This window comes from Streptomyces kryoterrae (genome assembly GCF_054072135.1).
Genome location: NZ_CM133358.1, coordinates 9,424,042 through 9,448,422 on the forward strand (window position 1 = coordinate 9,424,042; position 24,381 = coordinate 9,448,422).

General features: G+C 69.8%; 24 protein-coding genes and 1 pseudogene. 11 read left to right on the top strand and 14 right to left on the bottom strand.

The genetic code is table 11. The annotated features are described in order from the left end of the window. The first annotated feature begins 177 nt into the window (after window positions 1–177). Both ACW4TU_RS42125 and ACW4TU_RS42130 read left to right on the top strand, forming a co-directional pair. Window positions 178–804, top strand: a complete 627-nt coding sequence (locus tag ACW4TU_RS42125; protein WP_457422327.1) for a class I SAM-dependent methyltransferase — start codon at window positions 178–180, stop codon at window positions 802–804. A gap of 447 nt (window positions 805–1,251) precedes the next feature. Then, window positions 1,252–1,668, top strand: a complete 417-nt coding sequence (locus tag ACW4TU_RS42130; RefSeq protein ID WP_457422329.1) for a hypothetical protein — start codon at window positions 1,252–1,254, stop codon at window positions 1,666–1,668. Window positions 1,669–1,835: 167 nt separating this feature from the next. Here the strand turns inward: ACW4TU_RS42130 and ACW4TU_RS42135 are convergent, their stop codons facing one another. The 3 genes from ACW4TU_RS42135 to ACW4TU_RS42145 form a co-directional block, all read right to left on the bottom strand. Then, complete coding sequence (locus ACW4TU_RS42135) at window positions 1,836–2,444, bottom strand: DJ-1/PfpI family protein (protein WP_457422331.1); 609 nt, start codon at window positions 2,442–2,444, stop codon at window positions 1,836–1,838. 394 nt (window positions 2,445–2,838) lie between these two features. After that, complete coding sequence (locus ACW4TU_RS42140; RefSeq protein WP_457422333.1) at window positions 2,839–3,054, bottom strand: three-helix bundle dimerization domain-containing protein; 216 nt, start codon at window positions 3,052–3,054, stop codon at window positions 2,839–2,841. Window positions 3,055–3,081: 27 nt separating this feature from the next. Further along, a complete protein-coding gene (locus ACW4TU_RS42145; protein ID WP_457422335.1) occupies window positions 3,082–3,477 on the bottom strand; it encodes a luciferase domain-containing protein in 396 nt (131 codons plus the stop codon). Between the two features lie 240 nt (window positions 3,478–3,717). Between ACW4TU_RS42145 and ACW4TU_RS42150 the strand changes: the two genes are divergently transcribed. From ACW4TU_RS42150 to ACW4TU_RS42170, 5 genes and pseudogenes are all read left to right on the top strand, one after another. Further along, a complete protein-coding gene (locus tag ACW4TU_RS42150; protein WP_457422337.1) occupies window positions 3,718–4,545 on the top strand; it encodes an SDR family oxidoreductase in 828 nt (275 codons plus the stop codon). Window positions 4,546–4,677: 132 nt separating this feature from the next. After that, window positions 4,678–5,673: an NAD-dependent epimerase/dehydratase family protein gene (locus ACW4TU_RS42155; RefSeq protein ID WP_457422339.1), complete on the top strand. Its 996-nt coding sequence runs from the start codon at window positions 4,678–4,680 to the stop codon at window positions 5,671–5,673. Window positions 5,674–5,770: 97 nt separating this feature from the next. Further along, window positions 5,771–6,565 (top strand): glycosyltransferase family 2 protein, encoded by a 795-nt coding sequence (locus ACW4TU_RS42160; protein WP_457430583.1) that lies wholly within the window; start codon window positions 5,771–5,773, stop codon window positions 6,563–6,565. Beyond that, window positions 6,562–7,179, top strand: coding sequence for a TIGR04282 family arsenosugar biosynthesis glycosyltransferase (locus ACW4TU_RS42165; protein ID WP_457422341.1), 618 nt, complete (start codon window positions 6,562–6,564; stop codon window positions 7,177–7,179). The genes ACW4TU_RS42160 and ACW4TU_RS42165 overlap by 4 nt, the downstream gene beginning before the upstream one ends. A gap of 209 nt (window positions 7,180–7,388) precedes the next feature. Continuing rightward, window positions 7,389–7,664: pseudogene (locus tag ACW4TU_RS42170) on the top strand (class I SAM-dependent methyltransferase); the annotation flags it as partial. Between the two features lie 191 nt (window positions 7,665–7,855). Here the strand turns inward: ACW4TU_RS42170 and ACW4TU_RS42175 are convergent. Further along, the gene (locus ACW4TU_RS42175; RefSeq protein ID WP_457422343.1) at window positions 7,856–8,362 is read right to left on the bottom strand and encodes a hypothetical protein; all 507 of its coding nucleotides are present in this window, start codon (window positions 8,360–8,362) and stop codon (window positions 7,856–7,858) included. Further along, complete coding sequence (locus tag ACW4TU_RS42180) at window positions 8,362–9,594, bottom strand: molybdopterin-dependent oxidoreductase (protein ID WP_457422345.1); 1,233 nt, start codon at window positions 9,592–9,594, stop codon at window positions 8,362–8,364. The genes ACW4TU_RS42175 and ACW4TU_RS42180 overlap by 1 nt, the downstream gene beginning before the upstream one ends. A 113-nt stretch (window positions 9,595–9,707) precedes the next feature. On the opposite strand from ACW4TU_RS42180, the gene ACW4TU_RS42185 reads away from it, so the two are divergent. From ACW4TU_RS42185 to ACW4TU_RS42195, 3 genes are all read left to right on the top strand, one after another. Beyond that, window positions 9,708–11,060, top strand: a complete 1,353-nt coding sequence (locus ACW4TU_RS42185; RefSeq protein WP_457422347.1) for a hypothetical protein — start codon at window positions 9,708–9,710, stop codon at window positions 11,058–11,060. A gap of 184 nt (window positions 11,061–11,244) precedes the next feature. Beyond that, window positions 11,245–11,934, top strand: a complete 690-nt coding sequence (locus ACW4TU_RS42190) for a response regulator transcription factor (RefSeq protein WP_457422349.1) — start codon at window positions 11,245–11,247, stop codon at window positions 11,932–11,934. Continuing rightward, window positions 11,931–13,049 carry a sensor histidine kinase gene (locus ACW4TU_RS42195; RefSeq protein WP_457422351.1) on the top strand — a complete coding sequence of 373 codons (1,119 nt, stop codon included), beginning with the start codon at window positions 11,931–11,933 and terminating at the stop codon, window positions 13,047–13,049. Before ACW4TU_RS42190 ends, ACW4TU_RS42195 begins: the two co-directional genes overlap by 4 nt. A 128-nt stretch (window positions 13,050–13,177) precedes the next feature. On the opposite strand, the gene ACW4TU_RS42200 is transcribed toward ACW4TU_RS42195, so the two are convergent. Both ACW4TU_RS42200 and ACW4TU_RS42205 read right to left on the bottom strand, forming a co-directional pair. Then, window positions 13,178–14,317 (bottom strand): ABC transporter substrate-binding protein, encoded by a 1,140-nt coding sequence (locus tag ACW4TU_RS42200; RefSeq protein WP_457422354.1) that lies wholly within the window; start codon window positions 14,315–14,317, stop codon window positions 13,178–13,180. 181 nt (window positions 14,318–14,498) lie between these two features. Further along, entirely contained in the window at window positions 14,499–15,536 is a 1,038-nt protein-coding gene (locus ACW4TU_RS42205; protein WP_457422356.1) for a LacI family DNA-binding transcriptional regulator, read from the bottom strand. A gap of 331 nt (window positions 15,537–15,867) precedes the next feature. Here ACW4TU_RS42205 and ACW4TU_RS42210 point away from each other — a divergent pair, with 331 nt between their 5' ends. After that, window positions 15,868–16,380, top strand: a complete 513-nt coding sequence (locus ACW4TU_RS42210) for an alpha-L-rhamnosidase C-terminal domain-containing protein (RefSeq protein WP_457422358.1) — start codon at window positions 15,868–15,870, stop codon at window positions 16,378–16,380. A gap of 185 nt (window positions 16,381–16,565) precedes the next feature. Here the strand turns inward: ACW4TU_RS42210 and ACW4TU_RS42215 are convergent, their stop codons facing one another. From ACW4TU_RS42215 to ACW4TU_RS42245, 7 genes are all read right to left on the bottom strand, one after another. Further along, window positions 16,566–17,381: a hypothetical protein gene (locus ACW4TU_RS42215; protein ID WP_457422360.1), complete on the bottom strand. Its 816-nt coding sequence runs from the start codon at window positions 17,379–17,381 to the stop codon at window positions 16,566–16,568. Between the two features lie 244 nt (window positions 17,382–17,625). Beyond that, window positions 17,626–18,351 (bottom strand): hypothetical protein, encoded by a 726-nt coding sequence (locus tag ACW4TU_RS42220; RefSeq protein WP_457422362.1) that lies wholly within the window; start codon window positions 18,349–18,351, stop codon window positions 17,626–17,628. A gap of 32 nt (window positions 18,352–18,383) precedes the next feature. Further along, window positions 18,384–19,220 carry an IS1634 family transposase gene (locus tag ACW4TU_RS42225; RefSeq protein WP_457422364.1) on the bottom strand — a complete coding sequence of 279 codons (837 nt, stop codon included), beginning with the start codon at window positions 19,218–19,220 and terminating at the stop codon, window positions 18,384–18,386. A 207-nt stretch (window positions 19,221–19,427) separates the two neighbouring features. Beyond that, the gene (locus tag ACW4TU_RS42230; protein WP_457422366.1) at window positions 19,428–20,858 is read right to left on the bottom strand and encodes an RICIN domain-containing protein; all 1,431 of its coding nucleotides are present in this window, start codon (window positions 20,856–20,858) and stop codon (window positions 19,428–19,430) included. Window positions 20,859–20,919: 61 nt separating this feature from the next. Beyond that, window positions 20,920–21,747, bottom strand: a complete 828-nt coding sequence (locus ACW4TU_RS42235) for a carbohydrate ABC transporter permease (protein ID WP_457422368.1) — start codon at window positions 21,745–21,747, stop codon at window positions 20,920–20,922. Next, complete coding sequence (locus ACW4TU_RS42240) at window positions 21,744–22,676, bottom strand: carbohydrate ABC transporter permease (protein WP_457422370.1); 933 nt, start codon at window positions 22,674–22,676, stop codon at window positions 21,744–21,746. Before ACW4TU_RS42240 ends, ACW4TU_RS42235 begins: the two co-directional genes overlap by 4 nt. Before the next feature lie 67 nt (window positions 22,677–22,743). Next, window positions 22,744–24,069 (bottom strand): ABC transporter substrate-binding protein, encoded by a 1,326-nt coding sequence (locus tag ACW4TU_RS42245; protein WP_457422372.1) that lies wholly within the window; start codon window positions 24,067–24,069, stop codon window positions 22,744–22,746. Between the last annotated feature and the right edge of the window lie 312 nt (window positions 24,070–24,381).

Genomic DNA, 24,381 nt, shown 5'->3' on the forward strand with positions numbered 1-24,381 from the left:
GCCACGGCAGGCGGATGGTCAGGTACGGGTGCTGAGGTGGCGTACGGCCGGCTGCTGTTCGAGCCTCGCTCTGTGTACCTTCGTAGCAGGCCGCGAGGTCCACACCTACGAGCGTAGAAGTGCGATGGCACCGTCCGCGCCCCTGCTGGGCGAGGCTGACCGGAAGGCATGCTGAACATGACCGGGCAAGGCGACCGTTGGACGGAACTGACCGGCGGACAGGCCGGAGAGGAATACGCTCAGCGTTTCGCGCGGCTCGCCGAGTCCGGCCACGACATCCATGGCGAGGCCGCCTTCTGCGCCGCGCTGCTGAAGCCCGCCACCCGGATACTCGACGCCGGCTGCGGCACCGGCCGGATCGCGATCCGGCTCGCCGCCCTGGGCCACCACTGCACCGGCGTGGACATCGACCCATCGATGCTAGCCGTCGCCCGCCGCGACGCCCCCACACAAGAGTGGCTCCTCGGTGACCTGGCCCGTCTGGACACACTCGGCCTGAATCCGGGCTTCGACCTGGCGCTCGCCGCCGGAAACGTCATCCCCCTGCTGGCCCCCGGCACCGAACCAGCCGTCGTCCGGCAGCTGGCCGCCGTACTGCGTCCCGGCGGTCTGCTGGTCACAGGCATGGGCCTGGACGCGGCACACCTGCCCCTGCCGGAACCGCCGGTGACCCTTACGGAGTTCGACCACTGGTGCACCCAGGCCGGACTGACCCTGCGGCAGCGCTATGCCACCTGGAGCGGCGATCCCTACTACCAGGGCTGCGGCTATTCCGTCAGCGTGCACTCCCGCCCCACCACGTGAGTCCGCGCCCTGTCCGCGCCGTCCGTCTCATGCGGAGAACCATGATGTCAGCGAGTGAGGCACCCTCGAGTGAGGCACGCTCCGTGACGCCGTCGACCGGTCGGCGATCGCCGATCACGCCGGCGCACGATGGTGCGCCCCCCCGGGCACGTGCCCGTGTGATCCCACGCCTTGATCGTCTACACCGTGGGATGGAACACCGTCCGAGCTCGCCCGTTCGTCGGCGTGAGGTCAAGACCGCAGCAACTCTTTGCGTTGCGTGCGCGGTCATCGGGGCCGGCTCACCTTCGGCGGCAACATCATCGAGTCCGGCACCGACTTCCACCACCTGGCGCGGGCCGTGGCCCAGCAGACGGCGGCTGACCGCAGGCGTCAATACGGCGATCACGCCCCGGATCTCCCGCACGCACCCGGGCCGGCACGAAGTCCGCCGGCACGGCCGGGTGTATGGGCCGACGCACGAGCCGCAGCAGCATTCGCCTTCCACGCTGCCTCCGGATCATCGGCTCGCGGCCGCACGAGGCCGCGGCATGGCTCACCGCCGCATACGCCGGCCTGTGTCGGGCAACGCTCACCTCGCACCGGTCGAGCAACCTCGATGTCCTTTCCCGGCAGATCCTCACCCCGCCCTGGATCCCGGCGCCCTCGCTGCCGTTCGTCCTGGCGGGCCTGAAGGCCGGCAGGCAGGCCGTGGACGATACCGACGCCCCGCTGCGGGACGCCCTCACCCAGTACTACGGCGCCCTCATCGACCAGGTGGGCCATATCGCCGCCGCCAGCGGACTGATGAGTCTGTTCGCTCTCACCGACGAGAACGACAAAGCCGCCGCAGCACGCACTGTGCTGACCTACCGAGCCCCGTGAACAACAATCGGCAGCGGTGTCTGGACGGGACCACGCCCCGCAGCCCGCCCCCAACGCGGCCCAGGAGCCGCCACGACCATCCGCATGACCCGGGAACCTGCAACCGCATGGGCTCGATGACCGTAATGCCCGGTGGTGCAACGGCAGTCCGGGGGATCGGCCGGGCGTCAGCGCAGGGCGGCTGCCCCGGCCTGCACGGCGTGCAGGGCGCGCTCGACGGTCTCCTGGTTCTCGCCGACCGGAGCCACGTAGTCGAGGACACCGCGCGCCGCGTCCTCTCCGAGTGTCCGGGTGATCACCCACGTGGCGAGGTACTGCGAGGCCAGGCAGCCGCCCGCCGTGGCGATGTTCCCCTCGGCGTGGAACGGAGCCTCCAGCACGGTGACGCCCGAGGCTTCCACGAAGGGCCGGCTCGTCATGTCTGTGCAAGCAGGCATGCCGTCCAGCAGACCGAGCCGGGCGAGCACCAGCGCGCCGGAGCACTGCGCGCCGATCAGCTGTCGCGAGGGGTCCAGCGGCAGCCTGGAGATCAGCTTGTCGTCGGCCACCACCTCTCGTGCCTTGACCCCGCTGCCGATAAGTACGACGTCGGCCTCGGTCACGAACTCCATCGGGCGCTGCCCGCTCACCTCGACGCCGTTCATCGAGATGACCACCGGCGTCGGCGTCGTGACGAACGCCTCCAGGCCGTTCTTACGGCACCGGTTGATCAGCGCGGAGGCGATGAAGCTGTCGAGCTCGTTGAATCCGTCAAAGGTGACCACGGCTACCTGCATGGCATCTCCTCACAAACACAACACGGCGATGCAGTCTCTCAGGGCCGCCGTGCCCAGGTCTCAGGCCAATCGGTAAGCGGTGGCTCATCCGGCAGCGCCGGCGGACCGCTGGACGGGATTCTCGACATCACCGGCTGGACGCCAGATGAGATCGACACAGGCGTCTCCTGCAGACCGAGCTGGGGCCGTTCGGCCCGGGAGGCCGGGCCTTGTACGACTCGTGCCCCGGCGAGCCGGGCCGCTACCACCGGTCCGGCGACAGCGCCTGACGGCTGGCCAGCCGAACGTTGGCCGGGCCGGGTTCCAGCACGGCTGGTGTGGCTGCCGGCGCTCGCTCGCGGCTGGCCGGCGGGTGCGCAAGGAGCCTGAAGTCGGAGGGCGCCCTCGTTCCTGGCTATGCGTCGGCAGCTGGATGGTTGTTGAGGACGCTCCGCGCCTGGCGTTCGACCAGCACGGGGACGAACTCGCGTACAGGCCGGTCAGTGAACGAGGCGTGAGCTTTGGCTACGGCCGCTTCGACCTCGGCCGGGCTGTAGGTCGCGCTGAAGGCGTTCTTCAGGCGCTCCACGATTCCGTGAATGGCGTCTTCTTCGCGTGCCTTGTCCGCCACGGTGCCACCTGTCTGGAAGGGCGCTGCTCAGCTTCCGCTGAGATTCTCGTGCGGAAGTGTCCCGCTGTGTTGATCATTGCACCGTGCGCGTGGGCCGTCGCCCGGAACCGGCCATGCCTGGTGAGCTTGCAAGGCAAGGCTGACCAAGGTCATGAGCAGGTCGATGTCCCCGGAGACATCCAGGTGGAGCGTCACCCAGTGCGAGCCCGGCACGAGCCGGACGGCGGAGGCGCCCGTGAGGTGCTCCTCGAACCGCCGGATGGCCCTGGCCGTGAGGTACAGGTCAACGTCCATGTCGGAATGGAAGTGCGCAATCTCGCCATGGGCTGAGGCGAGTGCGCGACCGATGCCGCAGCTCGGCTCCACCTCGGCGAGATCGGGCCAAGTCGCCAGTTGTGTGAACGCCCGCGCGGCCAACGTCATGCGCCCATCATGACCAGCTCACCGCACAGCCACCAGAACGCGGGAGATCCGTAACCAAGTCGCAGTGTCCGAATGTCCGAATGACGTACGGATGGCCAACCGGTCGAGGTGCTGGGGATTGCTGAGACCCGGCGCGGCAAGCCCCACTCTGTGCACTGCGCACAGAAGTATCGACCTTGAGACAGCGAAGGTCATGCGCGCCCGTCGAGGGTGCGGTGAGCGGCCACTACCCTCCATGTCATGTCCCTGCGAAGAGCGCGTCCTCCGCACATCGGTTCGGCCCATGTGATCGTGACCGGCGGGTCGAGTGGCATCGGGCTGGCCACGGCCCGGCTGCTCGCGGAGCGGGGCGCCCGGATATCGCTGATCGCGCGGGGGCGAGAGCGTCTGGAGGCGGCGGCGAAGGAGCTGTCGGCCGCCGCGAGAACGGCGGACGTGGCTGACCAGGCGGCCCTGACCCGGGCGATCACGGAGCTGGAGGAGGAGCGGGGGCAGCCCTGCGACATCCTCGTCACGTCGGCGGGGCTCGCGCGGCCGGGGCACTTCCTGGAGCTGGCGGACGAGGTCTTCCGGGAGATGATCGAGGTGGACTACTTCGGCACGCTGTACGCCCTGCGGGCCGTGGTGCCCGGCATGGTGGAGCGCGGGCGGGGCAGCGTGGTCGCGGTGTCCTCGGCCGCCGGTCTGATCGGGATCTTCGGCTACAGCGCGTACGGGCCGGCCAAGTTCGCCGTACGCGGACTCATGGAGTCGCTACGGGCGGAACTCGCACCGCGCGGGGTCCATGTCGGCGTGGTCTTCCCGCCGGACGTGGACACCCCACAGCTCGCCGAGGAGAACCGGTGGAAGCCGGCGGAGACCCGGGCGGTCGGTGGAACGATCAAACCCCTCGCCGCGGACCAGGTCGCGGCGGCGATCGTCGCCGGCATCGACCGGCGGCGCTTCGTGATCTGCCCGGACACGGGCACGCGAGCGCTGGCGCGGTTCGGCGGTGTGCTGCTGCCGCTGCTGAACCGGAGGTTCGACCGCAGGGTCAGAGCGGTCGGCAGGGCGACGAAGCGGGCGTGAGGCGAGCGTCCGGACCGGGGTGCCCCGGGGCGCGGTAGGAGGGGCTGTCGCCTCCGCTCAGGTCTTACGGAGCTGTGACGGCATGGGCGTGGGGCTGCCCTGCGGTGCGTCCCTGCTCCTAGCGTTCCGGTCATGCGAGTACTGGTCACCGGCGGAGCCGGGTTCATCGGGAGTCATGTCGTCGAGGCGCTGACCGCGCGGGGGCACGAGGCGGTCGTCTTCGACCTGTGTGACGGCCCGGACGTGCGCGACGCCGAGTCGGTCGCCGCCGCACTGCCGGGTGTGGACGCCGTCTGCCATCAGGCCGCGATGGTGGGACTCGGGAAGGACTTCGGTGACGCGGCCGAGTACGTGTCGCACAACGGCCTCGGTACGGCCGTACTGCTCTCCGCCATGGCCGACGCGGGGGTGCGCCACCTTGTGCTGGCCGGGTCGATGGTCGTGTACGGCGAGGGCTCGTACACCTGCGAGCGACACGGTGCGGTACGACCCGGCCCCCGGACCGTGGCCGATCTGGACGCGGGACGGTTCGAACCACGGTGCCCACGGTGCGGGGAAGGCCTGACACCGGGAACGGTCGGCGAGGACGCTCCGGTCGACCCCCGCAATGTGTACGCGACGACCAAACTGACCCAGGAGCATCTGGCGGCGGCGTGGGCCCGGTCGACGGGTGGCTCGGCGGTTTCGCTGCGCTACCACAACGTGTACGGGCCGGGCATGCCGCGAGACACCCCGTACGCCGGGGTCGCGTCCTTCTTCCGGTCCGCGCTCGCCCGGGGCGAGGCTCCACGCGTGTTCGAGGACGGCGGGCAGCGGCGGGACTTCGTACATGTGCGTGACGTGGCCGCAGCCAACGTGGCGGCGCTGGAGGCCGAGGCCCGGGCCGGGGCGCTGGTCGCGTACAACACCGGCAGCGGAGAGCCCCACACGGTGGGGGAGATGGCGCAGGCGCTGGCCTCCGCGTACGGCGGGCCCGAGCCCGTGGTGACCGGGGAGTACCGCCTGGGGGACGTACGCCACATCACGGCGGACTCGTCCCGGCTGCGGGCCGAGCTGGGCTGGAAGGCCGAGGTCGGGTTCGGTGACGGCATGCGGGAATTCGCGAGGGCAAAGTTGCGTGGGGAGTAGCCCTCGGCTCGCTCGCGTGCCCCCCAATCGACGTCCGCGTTTCGTAAGGAGCGCGAGTCTGCTATCTCCCTTTTGTCTTCGTAGGGTGAAAGTCGTGATGACCCCTCCTGAATCAGCATCAGCATCAGAGTCAGCTTCAGCTTCAGCATCAGAAGCGGAGGCGGCGACGGTTGCGGCGACCGTCGACGTGGTGCTCCCCTGCCTGAACGAGGCCGAGGCTCTGCCCTGGGTGCTCGCCCGCATCCCGCCCACCTGGCGCGCGCTGGTGGTGGACAACGGATCCACGGACGGCTCGCCGGAGTTGGCCCGCGCCCTCGGCGCGACCGTCGTGCACGAGACCCGCCGCGGCTTCGGCGCCGCCTGCCACGCCGGGCTGACGGCGGCCACCGCGGAGATCGTGTGCTTCTGCGACTGCGACGCGTCACTCGACCCGGCCCAGCTCGAGCCCTTCGTGCGCGAGGTACGCCAGGGCGAGGCCGACCTCGTGCTGGGGCGGCGCCGCCCGCAGGGCCGAGGCGCCTGGCCCGCGCACGCCCGGATGGGCAACCTCGTGCTGGCACGGATGCTGCGTCGTCGCACCGGGCTGCGTCTGCACGACCTCGGCCCGCTCCGCGCCGGCCGCCGCGAACAGCTGCTCGACCTCGGACTCACGGACCGCCGCAGCGGCTACCCGCTGCAGATGGTTGTCCGCGCCGCCGACTCCGGCTGGCGCGTCGTCGAGCACGACGTGCCGTACCTGCCGCGTACCGGTGCCTCCAAGGTCACCGGCACCTGGCGTGGCACCTGGCAGGCGGTACGGGACATGGGCCGGGTCCTGTCCGAACCGCCGGTGCCCCGGGACGGTACCGGCGCCGGCTCGCTCTCCGTACTCCCTGGAGGAACCGCTCAGTGACCACACTTCTCGTCATCGCCAAGGAACCGCGGCCGGGCCGGGTCAAGACCCGGCTCACCCCGCCGTTCACGCCCCGGGAAGCGGCGGCGCTCGCCGAGGCGGCGCTCGTGGACACCCTGCGGACCGTGGCGGCGACCCCCGCCAGGCGGCGTGTGCTGGTGCTCGACGGCGCCCCAGGACCCTGGCTGCCGCCCGGCTTCGACGTCGTCCCGCAGTGCGCGGGGGGTCTGGACGAGCGGCTGGCCGCCGCCTTCGCCGGCTGTGACGGACCCGCGCTGCTCATCGGCATGGACACCCCCCAGGTGACGTCCGAGCTGCTCACCGTGGACTTCGGCAACTGCGACGCGTATGTCGGCCCGGCCGAGGACGGCGGTTTCTGGGCGTTGGGTCTCGCCCGCCCCGACCCCGAACTGCTGCGCGGTGTGCCGATGTCGACGCCCACGACGGGTGCCGTGCAGCACGAGCGGCTCGTCGGGGCGGGCCTGCGGGTGCGCATGCTGCCGTGCCTCCGGGACGTGGACACCGCCGGCGACGCGGCGGCGGTCGCCGCATCGGCCCCGGGGAGCCGGTTCGCCGCTGAGCTGGGGCGCCTGGGAGCGGTCGCCGGTCGATGAGCACCGCACACGAGATCACGTCGCCGAGGACGATCGGCTCGGACCGTCCCGCGTCCGTCGCGTCCCTCGGTGTTCCGCGCCCCTGGGCTGCCGACCCGTACTCCGAGGCACTGGCCACCGGTGGCGGGCCACTCTTCCTCCGTCGCGCCGACGGCTGGCTGCTGCCGCTGGAAGTGGAACGCTGGTGCGCCAGGGCCGACGCGGCGGACATGGACGTTCTGGAGCGCTGTGAAGGGGCCGTGCTCGATGTGGGGTGCGGGCCCGGGCGGCTCGTCGCCGAACTCGCGTCCCGGGGCCTGCCCGCGCTCGGCGTCGACGTCAGCGAAGCCGCCGTAGCCCGCACTGTGCGGCTCGGCGGCCAGGCGCTGCAACGCTCCGTCTTCGAACCGCTCCCCGCCGAAGGGCGCTGGGACACCGTCCTTCTCATCGACGGCAACATCGGTATCGGCGGCGACCCGGGCGCCCTGCTGCGAAGGATGTCCCAACTCCTCCGTCACGGCGGTCTCCTGATCACCGAGACCGTCCCCGACGGCGAGGTCGACGAACGCGTCACCGTCCACGTCGTCCGCCTCGCCGCCGACGCTCACGCGTCCGCCGGCCCGCCCTTCCCCTGGGCCCGCCTCGGTACCCCGGCTCTGCTCCGGCTCGCGACGGACGCCGACTGGCGCCCGGCGCATCAGTGGACGACCGGTGGCCGCTCCTTCGTCGCCCTGCGCAACCGCGCCGACCGCAGCACGAGGGCCACCGCCGAGCCGCCGAACAGCGCCGCCGTGATCAGCAGCCAGCGGGCCAGGAACACGTCGCCGGACAGGGTGGTGGCAGACCGGTAGTGGTCCGCCACCTGTCCGCTGACCAGCGGAAACCAGATCAGCAGCAGTAGGCCGGAGAACGCCGCCGGGACGCGTACGAACACAGTCCACTCCCGGCGGCCGAGCACACCCAGCGCCCGTGTGACGATCCGGTCCGCGCCTGCGTACAGGGGCACCAGCACCAGGTCGTGCGTCAGTGCCGCGCCCACGAACCACAACGCGACCGAGAACCAGTCGTCCGCGAACAGCCGCACGCCCGCGTACCCGGCCAGTGCGAACGAGCAGGCGAGAAGCAGGAGTTGGAAGGGGCTCCCCACGTATGGGCTCCCCACGTGCAGGCGTTCCGGAAGCCGTCGCAGCACAGGTCGTCGCATCACAGGTCTCCGAACGTCATCCGTGCCACCCACTTGGTGTTGAGCACCCCGGGCGCCGCGGGCACGATGATCCGCGCCGGGTAGCCGTGGTCCGGGGTCAGGGGCGCGCCGTTGACGAAGAGGGCCAGCAGGGCACGCGGGTCGCGTACTTGGTTGTCGCGCAGGGCGGCCCGGCGGAACGACCCGTGCCGTTGGAGCGACTCCACGAGTACGTCGGGCGGCGCGTCGCTCTCGTAGCCGACGAGCGCCGCCAGATCCCGTAGGCGTACGCCCCGCCACGACTGGTCGGAGGTCGACCAGCCCTCCACGCAGGCGATGGGCAACGTGGCGCTGTGCAGAGGGAGTTGCAGCAGCTCCGCCCGGCTGAGCCGGACCGTCCGGCCGGGCCCCTCGACAACCAGCCGCCACGCCTCGTCACTCGTCTCCGTCGTGCTGATCCCACGCGACGCGGCCGTCTTGTTGATCTGGAAGCCGCCCGGGCCCGAACCCGGCTCGGGTCCGCCGTGCGGCGCGAGCAGAGCCGTTTCCCGCAGCGGTCCGTCGAAGCTCCGGCCCGCCGTCGTAGCGAACAGGAGCAGGGAGCCGCCGCCGACGAGACCGAGGGCGCCGCGACGGGAGAAGGTGGGCGGGGCCGGGGTCGGGGAGACGAGTTCGCTCTCCTCGTCGCGCAGGTGGCGCAGATTGCGCAGCGCCGCCGGAACCCGCAGCACCGCGTGCGTCACGAACGACGCGAAGAACACCCAGGCCCCGTAGAAGTGCAGCGGATAGAAGGAGCCCGGGAAGAGGTAGTCGAGCTGGACGTTCAGCACGCCTGTGGTGAACTCGAACAGCGCGCCCCCGACCAGCAGAAGCAGCGAGATCCGCTCCAGCGCGTGCGCGAGCGACCGCACGGGCGGCAGGGTGAACAGCCGCGGCAGGACCGACCACAGCTTCGCCAGCAGTACGGGGATCAGCGCGATGCCGAGGGTGACGTGGACGCCCTGGGTGAGCCGGTAGAGCCAGGGCGGGTCGGTCGGCCAGGCGAAGAGGTAGAAGCCCAGCAGGCCCTTGTCCGGGGTCTTGTCGTTCACCGGTGACAGCCCCGGGTTGTAGGCGGCGTACGACACCAGGCCCGTCACGAAGAGCACCGTGATCCCGCCGAGCAGCACGATGCCGAGCACGGACGTGAACCAGGGGCCGCGCAACGGACTGCGCCAGAAACCGGGGGAGGTGGGGAGGAGTTGGTCGGGCATGGTCCGACCGTAGGCCGGGACGGGCGGGGTACAGGGCCCGCGACTCATGACGAAACGCTGACGTCCTGGCTCGCCGGAGCCCTGTCCGGCCCTCACCGGCCTAGCGTGCCGGTGTGAACCGCGATCATCTCCGCGACCTGTCCGCGGCCCTGGCCGCAGCGCTGCTCGTCACGACGGCCGCTGTGCTCGGCACCGCCATCGAGCACCGTCACGGCACCCTTCATGTCAGTTGGCCGCCCTTGTACGGCCACTGGGAGCCGCACGTCGGTCCCGGCACCCCCGCCGCGATCGTCGTCGCCGTCACCGTCGTCGGGTACGGGCCGCTCCTCGCCGCCCGGCTGCCCTGGCGCGCGCTGCTTGTCACCGCTTGCGGTACTGCCACGGCGTGGACGTTCTCGCTCGCCCTGGTCGACGGATGGCAGCGCGGCATCGCCCGGCGGCTGACGACCAGGTACGAGTACCTCCAGGTCATCGACCCCGTCAACCGCTTCCACGACATCCCCGCCGCCCTGCGGGACTTCACCCACCACATCCTGATCCGCTCACCCGACGCCTGGCCCGCGCACGTCGCCGGGCATCCCCCTGGGGCCACCCTCACGTTCGTCCTCCTCGACCGGATCGGGCTGGGCGGCGGGGCCTGGGCGGGCGTCTGGTGCATCACCGTCGGGGCGACAGCGGCAGCGGCGGTCCTCGTCACCGTGCGCCTGCTGTGCGGGGAGGCGCTCGCCCGCCGGGCCGCGCCCTTCCTGGTCCTGGCCCCGGCGGCCGTGTGGATGGGCACCTCGGCGGACGGGTACTTCGCGGCGGTCGCAGCCTGGGCCGTCGCCTTCCTCGCCCTCGCGGTCACCGGACACCGGCCACGGTCGTCGGGCCTGGCCGCCGGGCTCCTCTTCGGGCTCACCGCGTATCTCTCCTACGGGCTGACACTGTTCGCGGTGATCGCCGGCGGCGTCGTGCTGCTCGGCTCCCGACGGCTGCGCCCACTGCCGTACGTCCTCGCCGGATGCGTGGTCGTCCCGGCCGCGTTCACGCTCGCGGGTTTCAGCTGGTGGGAGGCGTACCACCTGCTCGTCACCCGCTACTACCAGGGAGCCGGCGGTGTCCGCCCGTACGGCTACTGGGTGTGGGCGAACCTCACGTGCACGGTCCTGCTGGTGGGTCCGGCGACGGTCGCGGGCCTGCGGCGGGCCGGCGCGGCTCCGGTCCGCGAGGGCTTCCGTGGTCGCCTGCGCACGATCGCCGACGCCCCGGAATCCCGGCTCGCCCTGCTCGTGTTCGCCGCGCTGCTCGCCCTGCTCACCGCCGACCTCTCGGGCATGAGCAAGGCGGAGACAGAGCGCATCTGGCTGCCGTTCGCCCTGTGGCTGCTCCCGGCCTGCGCGTTCCTGACCCGGCCCCGCGCCTGGCTCACCGCACAGGCCGCTCTCGCCCTGCTCCTCAACCACCTGCTGCTGACGGGGTGGTGACGACCGACGACAGGGCTCCGCTTCGAGCCGCCACGGACGGACAGGGGCGCCAGGTTCTTACGAAACGCGGACGGCCGGGTTGGCCGTGCCGCACCGAAGTGAGGCTGGTGGGAAGCTGGGGTTCATGCAGCAGCCGCATGAATCCGCAGGTTCCGAGCTTGCTCCCCGTGGGCGGGGAGGCGCGATGCGCGTCCTCGTCGTGGACGACGACCCAACGGTCGCCGAGGTCGTCTCCGGCTATCTCGACCGAGCCGGGTACGAGGTGGAACGAGCCGGTGACGGGCCCTCCGCACTCGTGCGGGCCGCCGTGCACCGGCCTGACCTGGTGGTGCTCGACCTGATGCTGCCCGGCATGGACGGCTTGGAGGTGTGCCGCCGGATCCGGGCCCGTGGACCCGTGCCGGTCATCATGCTCACCGCCCGCGGCGACGAGGGCGACCGGATCCTGGGCCTCGAAGTGGGCGCCGACGACTACGTCACGAAGCCCTTCAGCCCTCGTGAGCTGGTGCTGCGGGTCGAGTCGGTACTGCGCCGGTCGCGGCCCGCCGCGGTGACCCACCCCGTGCACGGGGCAGGCATCACCGTCGACCCGGCCGCCCGACGCGCCACCAAGAACGGCGCCGAACTCGGTCTCACGCTCCGCGAGTTCGATCTCCTCGCCTTCCTCCTGCGCAACCACGGCCGCGCCTACAGCCGCGAAGAACTGATGCGTGAGGTGTGGGGCTGGGACTTCGGCGACCTGTCCACCGTCACCGTCCATGTACGCCGGCTGCGGGGCAAGGTGGAGGACGACCCGGCCAGGCCGCGGCTCATCCAGACGGTATGGGGAGTGGGCTACCGCTTCGACGCCACACCGTTCGAGGAGGCAGTGTGACCACGCGCGACTTCCTGCTGATCGCCCTGTTCGCCTTTCTCGGCGCCGTCGCGGCCGGGCTGCTCGGTGCCGGTGTGCTGTGGCTGATCCGGCGCCGCTCGCTGACCACGTCCCTCGCCGTGGTCGCGGCCGTGGCCGTGACGGCCATGCTCGCGGGCACGATGGCAGTGGCGAGGGCGATGTTCCTGTCCTCGCACGATCTGACCGTCGTCACCATGGTCGTCGCGATGGCGGCGGTCGTCTCCCTGGCCGTCGCCCTGCTGCTCGGCCGTTGGGTCGTCGCCGGCAGCAGGGCGCTCACCGCGGCCGCCCGTTCCTTCGGTGACGGCGGCCACTTCGCGGCTCCCGACGGCTCGGCAAACGCCGAACTCGCCGCACTGAGCCGGGAGTTGGCCAGCACCAGTGCGAAGCTCGCCACGTCCCGCGACCGTGAACGCGCCCTGGAGACATCGAGACGCGAACTGGTCGCGTGGATCTCGCACGACCTGCGCACCCCACTCGCCGGACTGCGCGCCATGTCCGAGGCCCTGGAGGACGGCGTCGCCGCCGAACCCGACCGCTACCTCCGCCAGATACGCACGGAGGTCGAACGTCTCAACGACATGGTGGGGGACCTCTTCGAGCTCTCCCGCATCCACGCCGGGGCACTCGCCCTGACTCCTTCGCGCATCTCCATGTACGACCTTGTCGGCGACGCCCTCGCGGGAGCGGACGCTCTCGCCCGAGAGCACGGTGTGTGGCTGATCGGCGACCGCATCGAACCGGTGCCGGTCGAGGTCGACGGCAAGGAGATGAGCCGGGTGCTGAGCAATCTGCTGGTCAACGCGATCCGCCGGACACCCTCCGACGGTACGGTCGCGGTCGCCGCCGAGCGTTCCCCCGACGGTGTCGTCGTGTCCGTCACCGACGGCTGCGGTGGCATCCCGGACGAAGACCTGCCGCGTGTCTTCGACACCGGGTGGCGCGGCACGCATGCCCGCACCCCTCCGGCCGGGGCCGGCCTGGGTCTCGCCATCGTCCGCGGCATCGTCGAGGCGCACCGCGGACAGGCCGCCGTACGCAATGTGCCCGGCGGCTGTCGCTTCGAAGTGACTCTTCCCCTGGCCGAGGTCTGATCGCGAAGAGCGCCCAGCTTCCCCCTGGGCGAAGGGGAACGGCGGGCGCCGATGCCCCGAGAGAGCGGGGCGCCGGTCCACCCGTGGCCGCTGTCGCGGCATCGGCCGACGCTCCCGCCCGCCTACCTCTACGCCCCGGGGTGCAGCCCGAGCCAGCCGGGTGTCGGGTCGCCCTTGACCTCGCCGAAGTACAGGGCGAAGGTCTGCTTCCAGCGCTCCACCTCTGCGCGGTCGGACATGAAACGGGGGAAGCCGTCCACATGGGCGTCGGGGTACTCCCAGATCGGCTTGAGACCCGCCGGGGGAGTGACGTCGGTACGGACGGACCAGCCGTTGAAGGAGCCGTTCTGCATCTCCTTGGACAACTGCCAGTTGAGGAACAGCTTGGCGGCCGTGGAGTTCTTCGCCTGCTTGAGGACGGCCATGCGCTGACCCCAGGCCATGAACGGATGTCCGGCGCCGATGGCGAACGTCACGGGAGAAGTACTGACCGCGGACCCCGCGGTGCCGACACCGATGACCTTCTGCCCGCCGAAGACGGCCTCGCCCGGGGAGTTGCTGCCGCGTGCGAACCGCACGTCCTGGGCGGCGAACCTCGCCACCCAGTCCCAGCCGTACTTCCGCGCGTACAGCGTGAAGAGGTAGAGCACCGCGTCGTCGTCGTGCGGGAAGGCGGAGGCGATCCGGCCCTTCCATTTCGGGTCGACCAGGTCGAGCGGGGTGAGCGGCGTCTTCGAACCGACCGCCGCCGTGTCGTACAGGAAGCTGAAGGCGATCGCTCCGGTGGCCACCCACGCGCCCTGCGGGTCCTTGAACCTGTCGTAGACCTTCGAGAAGCCGGCGGGCTTGTAGTGCAGCAGCCGGCCCTGCCCCTTCCAGCGGTCGAAGTCCTGCAGGGTCTGGAACTGCACGACGTCCGGTACGAGGGTGTCGGTGGCGAACTGGTTGTCGACACGCACGTCGTGGTACTTGCTGTAGTCGACGATCAGCGTCAGGTCGAGGTCCGGGAAGCGGGCCTTGAAGGCCGCCTTGGTGCCGTCCTGCTGGGTGGGGGTGTCGCCGCCGGCGTAGACGACGAGCTTGCCGCCCTCGGCGAGAGCGGTCCGGTAGAGCTCGTCGAGGGTCCTGGTCTCCTCGCCCCGGGTGGTGCCGCGGGAGGTGGCGGTGGAGGCCGCGGCCGGGGCGGCGTTCGCGGCGACCGCGCCGACACCGAGGGCGGCGCCCGCTCCGGTGGCGAGGACACGTCGTCTGCTGAGGAAGCTGGACACGCTGATTGAGCCTCTCTGATGGGGGGTGGCGTGGTGAGGCAACCCGGCACCCGAGTGATGGTCAGGGATGTCGGGCGGCCTCCATCCTGCGCCGCCGTCCATGGATGGGCAACGTTTTCCACAGGTGGAATGCCACATTCAATCGAACGGTTGAATGGCCCGCGCGGCTCGTGCCGGCGCCCTACTCGGGTGGTCTGTCCGTGGTCCGGCGCGCCACCAGGGTGGGGGACAGACGGACCTGGTCCGTGGGTTTGTGCCGGTCGGCGAGCCGTTCCAGGAGCAGCCGGGCGGCGTTCCCGCCGATCTCGTGGCCCGCCTGGTCGACGCTGGTCAGCGAGATCGGGCCGAGCGCGGCGAAGGTGGTGTTGTCGTAGCCGGCCACCGAGATGTCGCCGGGAACAGCGAGGCCCGCTTCGTCGACCGCCTCCAGGACACCCATGGCCACGATGTCCGCGCCGGCGAATATGGCCGTGGGAACCCGGGGGCGGGCCAGCAGTTCCCGCGCGCCCTGGTAGCCGCCTTCCTGGGTGTAGCTGGTGGATACCACGTCGATGCACTCCGCGAGCCCGAGCGCCCGCATGGCCTGCCGGTATCCGTCGGCGCGGCGGGCGTTGGGCATCTCCACGAGGCGTGTCGGGTCGGTCTCGTGATGCTCGATGTGGGCGATGCGGCGATGCCCGAGGCCGGCGAGATGACCGACGGCCAGGGACGCGCCCTCGACATCGTCGTCGACCACCGTGTCGTACAGCGGCGATGACCCGTGCCGGCCGACGACGACGGTCGGCACGGAGGACGCGACGTGTTCGAGGTGGGTGCGGGGCGAGACGGGCGCGACCAGGACGAGACCGTCCATGCCGCGGTCCAGCATCGCCTCGGTGACCCGCGCTTCCTCCCTCTCGCCGTTGCAGCCGGGGCCCAGGAGCACCTGGTACTCCGTGTCCCCCAGCCAACCGGTGATGCCGTCCAGGACGTCGGGGAAAAAGGGATTTCGGATGTCGGGGAGCATCACGCCGATGGTGTACGTCTGCCCTCGGAGGCCTCTGGCTCCCGCGTGCGGCCGGTAGCCGAGTTCGTCGATCGCGCGGCGCACCTTCGCGCGCATCTCGGGGCTGGCGCCGTACGCGTTGCGCAGCACCTTGGACACCGCGGTGGTGGACACCTGGGCGTGGCGTGCGACGTCGACGATCGTGACGCGACGGCGTCGTGCTGGCGGCTCCATTCGATTCCTTTTCCCTGGGACGGCTGCCGCCGAGTCTACGGACGGGGCTGTGGCCCGGCGGACGCCTCGTGGCGGCCGCGCGGGGCCGCCGTCGTAAAAATCGTGCAGCGTGCGCGGCATCTTGACGTCACGCGAGACGCTCTCTAGGGTCTGGCCACATCCGATGGGCAACGTTACCCATCGGGCTCACGGCACCATCGACCCGGCGTCGGACCTCGCCGTCCCGCGGTCGGCGGCGACGGCCGCTCTCCATGCGCCCCGCTGACCACGGCATCTACCGGGCTATCGCATTGAATCGATTCAAGAAGGATTCGGGAAGGGAGGTGTGCCGGTGACCACGGCCCCGCGCGAACAGCTTCCGGACCATGCCCGGCTTCCGGACACGGAACCGGTTCCGCGCGTCCGGGGGCGGGCGCGAACCACCCCGCCCTGGTGGTTCGCGTTGCCCGCGGTGGTGCTGTTCGCCTTCGTCGTCCTGGTGCCGAGCGTCCGTGGTGTCTACTACGCCTTCACCGACTGGGACGTGGATCCCCACTTCTCCTTGGTGGGCCTCGCCAACTTCTCCGAACTGCTCCGCGACCCCGACGCCACGCAGGCCATCTGGCACACCCTGCTGATCGCCTTGTCCATCACGGAAACGTACGAGTCGCCGTACGGGGATATCCGGAGCGAGTGGCAGGTGACGGACGGCGGCAGGGCCCTCGGGTACGACGTGGTGGTGCCCGCGAACAGCGAGGCGACCCTGCGGCTTCCGGTGGTGTCGGCCGATTCGGTCCGCGAAGGCCGTGTACCACTGGCGTGCGCGGAGGGCGTGTGCTTCATCGGCTGCACCGACGGGGTGTAGGTCTGCCGGTTGGCGTCCGGCCGGTACCGAGTGAGCGCCCGGCTGCGTTGATGGGCCTGTGCTGACTAGCCCCGGACTTCGCGGGTCACCGTTTCAGGTCTTGTGACTCAGCGCTTCAATTGGCCAGTTGGCGTTCGAGTTGGCCATGCAGGCAGCAGGGAACCAGGAAGCTGTCCCATGGGGGCTCAGGGGGCCGGAGCGCCCATCGGCTCCTCCGGGGGCCGCTCGGTGGCCTGCCTCGTCAGCTCGGCCCGGAGGTCGTCCGGGGTGAGCGCCAGCAGTTCGCCGATCGACCGGTTCCATGCGTCGGCCGCCTGCTCCACCTCGGACCGGAAGCCTCGCCGCACCGGGCGCCCCGCCACCATCAGGGCGATAGCGGCGACCGGCCGCAACAGCCACCGCCCACGCACGGTGACTGCGACGTCCACCTGCCACCGTCCGTCGTCCGCCCGCCGCGGCCGCAGATACAGATGCGCCTTGCCCAGCCGGTGCTTCAGCCGTGCCGTCGCCGGGGCGCGCGCCGTCGGCGGGGCCCCGGGCGCGAGGTCGGTCGCCGCCCACCATGCGGCCAGGTCGAGCCGCGCCTTTCCCGACCCCCGGCGCAGCGCCCCCGATCCCTCGGGACCCCGCACCCGTCCTTCGACCTCCAGCAGCTGCGGTCGGTCGGGGGTGCGCAGTCGCAGAGCCATCCGCACCGTCATATCCACATCGTCCGAGACCAGTAGCTGTTCCACGGCGATCGCGCTGCGGCGCTGCCACTCACGTACGAGCACAGCCACCTGATCCATGGCACCGGCCTCCGAGAGCTCGTACCGCGCGCCGGGCCGCAAATGCCGCCCCTTGACCAGTCGCACGTCCGCGACCGGCCGCCCGTCTTCCAGGACGATCTCTTCTCCCTGGGCCCGGGTGGATTCGGCGAAATCGAAGATCAGCTTGGTGAGCTCCTGGAGCCGGTCGGGTTCCAGGGCGAGGACGGATACGGAGTGTCGGAGAACCGTCATGTGGCCCTCCCCTCGGAGGCCGGACAAACCGGCCGTACCGTTGACCGCCTTTGCCATGCGCTCACTGGCCCCGCCCTGAGTCGGTCCCCACCCACTCTGTCAGGTGTACACGCAGCCCCTGGTGTGCGTCTGCATTCAGCACAGCAAGTCAGGATGCTACAAGCAGGGGCGTCGCTTGGCGGAGCCTGCGCAGGAGCCAGTCGGTACCTTGGCCGACCAGCGCTCGACTGGCCGATGGAAGGGCTCAGTCACAGGTCTGTGGCCAGCGGGTTTGTCCGATATCGGTGTCGAGGAGGTGGAGTTGGACGCCGCGGGTGATCTGGACGGTGGGCGGGTCGGTGACGTTGCTGATCCGCAGGGTGAGTTCGCTGAGGTGGTAGAAGATCATGCGCCCGGTGGGGCGGACGCGGCGGTTGTCGGGGTAGAGGCCGCTCATGGTCTGCTCGGGGCCGAGCGACCGTCTGGCCTGCCGCTCGATCAGGCAGAAGACCAGCAGGGCCAGGCAGATGACCTGGATCAGGGCGGCGACGCGCCGGTTGTGCTGCACGAAGACCGGCGCGACCGCGAGCGGGCCCTTGAAGCCGTGGTATCTGCGCTCGACCGCGCCCTGACCCTTGTAGTGGATCAGGGTCTGTCCGGCGTCTGCCTGGTCGGCGGGGACGGACGTCAGCAGTGCGTACCAGCCGTCGACAGCGTCTTCGGCCTTCAGCACGCCAGTGTCGAAGTGCCAGGCCAGGACCGGGGTGCCGTCCTCGTTATCGGTGACGGTCCAGCGCAGACAAGAGGTGACACGGCGCTTGGCGGCGATGACACCGATCCGGGCGACGATCTTCTCCCGGGTCGTGTAGTGGCGTCCGCCGGCCGCGGTGGTGAGCTTGTTGAGGTCCTCTGCGGCCTTGGTCTGGCGTTTGTCCCGGGCGGCTTGCTGGCCGGCGGCGTTCGCGGTGGAGTGGACCAGGATCCGGCGCACGGTGAACGCCGGATCGCTCTTGCGGGGCCCGGTCAGGGTGTGGTGTCCTCCAGCACGCGGTAGGCCCCGCGCCGCTCGGTGGGCTTGCCCGCGTCCCGGTCCGGCGTCCAGTCCACGACGGTGGCCTGCGCGAGATCGAGGGCGGCATAGACCTCGTCCTTGACCTGCGCGGCCGGGGCCGGGGCGATGAACTGAACCCCGAAAGCCGGCAGTGCGCAGACGTTGGAGTAGGACACCAGCTTGGAGTCGGCGACCATCAGGAAGTCGCGCTCGCCGGCCATGGCCCGCAGGTCCTTCATCGCGCCGACGACCTGGCTGACCTCGGCCGCACCACCGCCGAAGACCCGGGCATGGAGCGGGATGCCGTCGTCGGCCGACACCGCGAGCCCGGCCTGGACCTGCTTCAGATCGAAGCGCCGGTCCTTGGGATGCCCGTAGCCGATGACGGGGAAGTCCTCGTCCTGACCCTCAACCGGGAAGGCCTCGCGCACGGACATGCTGGTCATGTCCCAGTGCATCCGGGCCACATCGATCCCGAACACACCGATCGCCCGTGCCCCGACCGTGCCCGCGATGTGCTCCAGGTGCGGAGCGATCGCATCCAGTGCCCGGGCCAGACGATCATCGTTGAGCAGACCGGGCTCGATCCCGAAGACCTCTTCCACCGCCCAGCACCTGGCCCAGTCCTCCACCCGTACCAGCGGCGCGGGCGAAGTCAGCCGGTTGGCCACCAACGCCTCGATCACCTGCCCGTGCGTCACCAGCGCACTCGCGCCACCAGGACATACCTCGTCGATGATCCCGGCGACATCCGGCCGACGCAGAAACTCGGCAGCGACAGGCAGAGCGCCCAGACGCTTCTCCACCACGGACGTCACCGCCACTTCAAGGCGCTGACGCTGAGACCGCGGCCGCGGGGACCGGGAAGTCATCGGCACACCCCGCCTAACGCCGCCACCCGGCCCGGGACACCCCCGGACCGGTCACACCATACGAATCAGCGACCCGCGAAATACGGGACTAGCAGGGGGGACGCGTCTGCGGTGCCGGTCGGCGCCGCAGACGCGTACGCGGCATCAGACCACGAGCCACTGCTGGTTCGTGCCGGTGTCGCAGCTCGACTGGTTCAGGGCGGCCCCGTTGGTGGTCGACCCTCCGGTGACCTGAAGGCACAGCCCGCTGTTGACGTTGGTGAAGGTGACGTAGGCGCCGATCACCGACGTCCTGCGCCAGAGCTGGTGCGTGCCGCCGTCACAGGTCCACTGGTCGGCCGTCGTACCGTCGGCAGTGGAGCCACCGGGGATTTCGAGGCACTTGCCGCTGTTGGCGTTGACCAGGCGGTAGTTCGCACCGGAAGGGGTCGGCACCCACTGTTGGTTGGTTCCGCCGTTGCAGTTCCCGGAGTTGACGGCTGCCCCGTCGGCGGTGCTCGCGAACCAGACGTCCGCGCACTTGGCGCTGTTGCGGTTCAGCAGGCGGTTGTTGGCGGAGCCCAGCGGGGCGGCGAGGACGGGCCAGCCACCGGCGAAGGTGACCTGGCGGATGTCCAGGGACTCCCGGCCGTTGTTGTCGCCGTCGTAGTAGTGGTAGGCGAGGAACTTCGACGCGCCGTCGTCAAAGGCGTCCGCGCCCCCGGCCGCCACCTTGGGGTACGCGCCCGCGAGCACCGGTGTTCCGCCGCCGGACGCCATGTTCGTACCGTTCTGGTCGAGGTAGGGGCCGGTGATGCTGGTGGACCGTCCGACCACCGTGTAGTAGGTGCTGTTGGTCCCGCTGCAGCAGAGGCCCTTCGAACCGAAGAGGTAGTAGTAGCCGCCGTTGAGGATGATCGTCGGGTTCTCGATGTCGACGGAGATGTGCCAGAGGTTGTTGTCGCTCGTGGACAGCTTGCCCGTGGCCTGGTCCAGGACGTGCATATAGGTGCCGGATCCGGTCCAGGAGCCCCAGGAGACGTAGAGTCGGCCGTCCGGTCCCCAGTCGACGTTGGGGTCGATGGGGTAGTTGACGTCGGTGACCATGCCCTGGTCGGTCCAGGGACCCTCGATGCTGGTGGCGGTGGCGAGACCCATCACCGCGTACGAGGTGCCCCAGCGTGAACCGGCGTAGTACAGGTGGTACTTGCCGTTGAAGTACTTGATGTCGGGGGCCCAGATGTTCGGCGGCGTCGCACCGAGCTTGGCGGTGATCCAGGACGGCGTCGACTCCCAGACGTTGCCGATCTTCGTCCAGCCGGTCGCCGCCGTGGCGTCACATGTCCTGCGCTCGGTGATGGACCCGCTGGGATTGAGCGAGTCGTTCTCGAACCCCGTCGAGAAACCGTAGTAGCAGCTGCCGACCTTGATGACGGACGGGTCGTGCATACGGACGTCACCGCTGAGCGCCTGTGCCCGGCCGGTCGCGACCAGACCGAGAACGGCCAGGACGGCGGCCAGCAGAGCGGCGAGGACGGGACGACGACGCCGTCTGTGCATCCGCAGGAGGATGCCTTCGGCATGGGGGCTGGTCACACGAAACTCCTTTGTATCGGTGAGGTGTTGGTTTCCTTGTTGGTGTTGGTACGGGCAGGACTCAGCCCTTGACGGCCCCTGCGGTCATGCCCGCCACGATCTGCCGGTTGAAGAACAGGAACATGATCAGCGGCGGGATCGTGATGAGCAGGATGTCCATGAAGAGCAGGTTGTAGCTGGTGCTGTACTGGCTCTGGAAGTTGAACAGGGTCAGCTGGACGGTGGCGTTCTGCTCGCCCGGCAGGAAGTACAGCGGGTTGGTGAAGTCGTTGAAGACGGCCACCGACTGGACGACGATCACGGTCACGACGACCGAGCGCAGCATCGGCAGGATCACCCGGAAGAAGAGCTGCAGTGGGGAGGCGCCGTCGATGATCGCGGCCTCGTCGAGTTCGCGCGGGATGGTGGCGATGAAGGCGCGGAACAGCAGGATCGAGAAGGAGAGTCCGAAGGCGATCTCCACCAGGATCAGCCCGGCGAGCGTGCCGAACAGGCCGGCCTTCTGCAGGACCCAGATCGTCGGCACGACCGCCGGCGGGATGATCAGCCCGGACAGGACCAGGAAGTTGATCAGACCCGTCCACCGGGTGACCCGGCGCTGCAGAACGAAGGCGACCATCGCGCCGAGGACGACCATCGCCGTCACACTGGCGACGGTCAGGATCACGCTGTTGACGAACGCGATGACGAGGATGTAGTCCCGCGCCTGCACCACCGCGACGAGGTTGTCGACCAGCTGGAAGTGGCGTGGCCAGGAGAAGTCGAGCTGGGCGGCCTGCTGCGGATCCTTGACGGCTGTGAGCACGATGAACGCGAACGGGACGACGAAGACGACGATGCTGACGGTGACCGACAGGACGCCCAGCCAGGTACGGGTGAAGCTCCTCATCGCTGTACCTCCTTGCGGGCCAGGAAGCGGGACAGCGGGACGACGACCGCCGTCACGACCAGGAAGAGGATGACGTTGCCGGCTGTCGACAGGCCGTAGAAGCCCGCCTGGTACTGCTTGTAGATGACGGAGGCGACCACGTCGGAGCTGAAGCCCGGTCCGCCGCGTGTCATCGCCCAGATGAGGTCGAAGGAGCGCAGGCCGCCGATGAGCGACAGGATGACGACGGTGGAGGTCGCGGGCCGGCTCAGCGGCAGAACGACGTTGCGCAGCAGCTGCCAGGCGTTCGCGCCGTCGAGTTTCGCCGCCTCGTAGTAGTCCTGCGGGATGGACACGATGCCGGCGATGTAGATGACGGTCGCCAGGCCGACGCCCTTCCACACGTCGACGAGGGCCACCGAGAACAGCGCGAGCGACGGCTCGGTCAGCCATCCCGGACCGTCGATGCCGATCGTGGCGAGCGCCTTGTTGATGGCGCCGGTGGAGGGGTCCATGAAGGCGGTGAAGGTGATGCCGACGCCCACGGTGCTGACCAGTACGGGGAAGAACACCGCCGAGCGCAGATAGCCCCGGGCGCGGATCTGGCTGGTCAGCAGGATCCCGAGGAAGAGGCCGAGGACGACCTTGAGGCCCGAGGTGACGACCGCGTAGAGGAACGTGTTGACGAAGCCCTTGACGAGGGCGGGCTCCTGGAAGAACTCGGTGTAGTTGTCCAGGCCGATGAAGGTCGACTTGAAGATCGTCCACCTGGTCAGGCTGAAGTAGAACGACGCGAGGGTGGGGACCAGGAACAGCGCCCCGTAGACGGCCGCCGCGGGCAGGTAGAACCAGGTGGGATAGGAACTGTGTGTTCCGGGGGACCGGCGCGCCCGGACCGGCGTTGGTGTCCGCTCGGTCGTCTTCGGCGGGGTCGGTGCAACTGTGGTCATCGTTCGACCTCTCTCGGGTGCCTCCCCGCACCGCTCTGCGAAGGCGGGGAGGCACTGACGTGCGTGCCTACCAGCCCGGCAGACCGAGCTGCTGAGCCTGCTTCTTCGTGTCCTTGTCGTACTGGGTCGCACCCGTCTTCGCGTCGGTGATGCCGGAACCGACCTGGACGCTGATCTGGTCGAGGCTCGGGCCCTTCACCGGGGACAGGAACTCCAGTGCCGGGCTCTGGGCGCCGTTGGTGAAGTAGGCGGCGACGTCCTTGGTGATCGTCGGCACGTCCGTCGGCAGGGTGCAGCCCTTGACCAGGTACGGCCCCGTAGGCGTCGACGCCTTGGCCTGGGCCGTGCAGCCGGCCGGGCTCGCGGCGAACGCGAGGAGTTTTTTCACCGCGGCGAGCTTGTCGCCCGTGGTCGTCTTCGGGACGTAGAGGGCGTTCGGGAACCACGCCGTCAGGCCGTTGGCGGCGGCGGCGTCACCCGGCAGCGCGAAGAAGCCGATGTCGTTGAGCTGATCCGGGTTGCTCGTCCTGATGCCGCTGATGACGGTGGAGAGCATCGGGTACTGGGCGCCCTTGCCGGTGGCCAGCATCTGCAGGCCCTTGACCAGCGTGGCCGACGCGTAGTCGGAGTTCTGCAGCTTCAGGTCGTGGATCTGCTGCAGGTGCTGGAAGCCCTTCACCGCGTTCGCATCGGAGGCGAACTTCGCCTTGTTCGCGGTGTAGTCCTTGACGAAGCCCGGTTGTGCCGCCGCCACGTTGTGGAAGTCGCCCAGGACCAGGAGCTGGGAGGTCCAGGTGTCCTGGTAGGTCTGGATGACCGGGGTGACGCCGGCGGCCTTGATCTTCTCGCTGTTGGCGATGAAGTCCGCCCAGGTCCTGGGCACCGTCAGGCCGAGCCTGTCGTAGACCTTCTTGTTGTAGAGGACACCGCCGCCCAGAGCCGAGCCCAACGGGACGCCGTAGGTCTGGCCGCCGACCGTGACCTGCGGGACGAAGGACTCGTCGAGATTCTTGACGTACGCGTCCTTCGTGATCGGTGTGAGCGTCTTCGTCGGGTCGATCTGCTGGAACAGGGAACCCACGTTGTAGACGAACAGGTCGTCCATGCTGTCCGTCTGCAGCCGCGTCTTGATGAGGTTGTCGCCCTCTGTCCCGCCGGGACGCGTCTCCACGCTCACCTTGATCTTCGGGTTCTTCGCCTCGAAGGCCTTGGCCAGCTGCTGGGCGGACTGGAGGTTGTCGGGCGCGTTGTCGACAAGCAGCTTGATCGATGTCGCGGCCCCGTCCTCGCTGGACGAGCCGAGAGAGCCGGCGCTGCAGGCGCTCAGCACGAGCGGCAGAACGGCGGCCGCGGCCACCACGGCCCTTCTCTTGGCGAGAGTGCTTGACCTCATGGATGTTCCTTCGTTCGAGCGTGGGTGAATCGTTTCAGTGTGGATTTGGTCGGGCGGGTGGCGGGAGCGGTGCGGCTCGCTGCCGGATCGGCCGGTCTTCCGTCGCGGCCGTTCATCGGCCCCGGGTGCGGTGTGCTGCGATGTGGCTGTCGGCTGGGCCTGTCGCGTCAGGCCTTTCGTGTAACGTGCCACAAAGGGAATGCCCCAAAGATTGAGGCGCACCACCCGGAGCCGTCAAGCCATCTGCGAGTAACGTTCCGGAAACGCCGACGTGGGGCGGAGCGGCACGGGACGACGGAGGTGGGGACCCCC

Bases quoted from the DNA above. Each gene is read 5' to 3' on its own strand.
- ACW4TU_RS42125 (WP_457422327.1), top strand. From the start codon at position 178: ATGACCGGGCAAGGCGACCGTTGGACGGAACTGACCGGCGGACAGGCC.
- ACW4TU_RS42130 (WP_457422329.1), top strand. From the start codon at position 1,252: ATGGGCCGACGCACGAGCCGCAGCAGCATTCGCCTTCCACGCTGCCTC.
- ACW4TU_RS42135 (WP_457422331.1), bottom strand. From the start codon at position 2,444: ATGCAGGTAGCCGTGGTCACCTTTGACGGATTCAACGAGCTCGACAGC.
- ACW4TU_RS42145 (WP_457422335.1), bottom strand. From the start codon at position 3,477: ATGACGTTGGCCGCGCGGGCGTTCACACAACTGGCGACTTGGCCCGAT.
- ACW4TU_RS42150 (WP_457422337.1), top strand. From the start codon at position 3,718: ATGTCCCTGCGAAGAGCGCGTCCTCCGCACATCGGTTCGGCCCATGTG.
- ACW4TU_RS42155 (WP_457422339.1), top strand. From the start codon at position 4,678: ATGCGAGTACTGGTCACCGGCGGAGCCGGGTTCATCGGGAGTCATGTC.
- ACW4TU_RS42160 (WP_457430583.1), top strand. From the start codon at position 5,771: ATGACCCCTCCTGAATCAGCATCAGCATCAGAGTCAGCTTCAGCTTCA.
- ACW4TU_RS42175 (WP_457422343.1), bottom strand. From the start codon at position 8,362: ATGCGACGACCTGTGCTGCGACGGCTTCCGGAACGCCTGCACGTGGGG.
- ACW4TU_RS42180 (WP_457422345.1), bottom strand. From the start codon at position 9,594: ATGCCCGACCAACTCCTCCCCACCTCCCCCGGTTTCTGGCGCAGTCCG.
- ACW4TU_RS42190 (WP_457422349.1), top strand. From the start codon at position 11,245: ATGCGCGTCCTCGTCGTGGACGACGACCCAACGGTCGCCGAGGTCGTC.
- ACW4TU_RS42205 (WP_457422356.1), bottom strand. From the start codon at position 15,536: ATGGAGCCGCCAGCACGACGCCGTCGCGTCACGATCGTCGACGTCGCA.
- ACW4TU_RS42215 (WP_457422360.1), bottom strand. From the start codon at position 17,381: ATGACGGTTCTCCGACACTCCGTATCCGTCCTCGCCCTGGAACCCGAC.
- ACW4TU_RS42235 (WP_457422368.1), bottom strand. From the start codon at position 21,747: ATGAGGAGCTTCACCCGTACCTGGCTGGGCGTCCTGTCGGTCACCGTC.
- ACW4TU_RS42240 (WP_457422370.1), bottom strand. From the start codon at position 22,676: ATGACCACAGTTGCACCGACCCCGCCGAAGACGACCGAGCGGACACCA.
- ACW4TU_RS42245 (WP_457422372.1), bottom strand. From the start codon at position 24,069: ATGAGGTCAAGCACTCTCGCCAAGAGAAGGGCCGTGGTGGCCGCGGCC.